At 56.7% G+C, this 411-nt stretch carries 1 pseudogene; it reads left to right on the forward strand.

The features are described 5' to 3' along the window. Positions 1-164, forward strand: a pseudogene (locus tag LKK83_RS01255) (nickel pincer cofactor biosynthesis protein LarB); the annotation flags it as partial. Positions 165-411: the final 247 nt, after the last annotated feature.

Here is a 411-nt window from a genome sequence, read left to right on the forward strand (position 1 = left end):
ATGGAGCCAGTTTCAATGGCTTAGCCCCCCTGTTGACCATGCTCAATTCTTGTGCTGCAGGGGTGGGGGTGGTGAATATCGATAACGGCTTCGGCGCGGCAATTTTAGCCGGCCAAATTCTGCGAACCGCCCACCGCCTGCATTCTTCCCCCCGGGATACGTGATATCATCGCCGCTGGAGTGCCGATAAAAAGCCACCGTAGGGTGCGTGACCCCCCCAAGCCGGTGATGCTATGTTACCCCCGAGAAAATCCGGGGGTCACGCACCGCTGCTGGCATACAAATCGCGCGCACTTGGTGTTAATCCATCACCGTCAGGGTATATACTTTGAATCCTCCGCCTCGGGGCAGGGGATTTCCCTCCATATCCGTGGGATAGGATTCCATCGGATTTTCCGGTTCGTAGGGTTC

The organism is Phormidium sp. CCY1219 (assembly GCF_035615515.1).
Classification (GTDB): Bacteria; Cyanobacteriota; Cyanobacteriia; order Cyanobacteriales; family Laspinemataceae; genus CCY1219.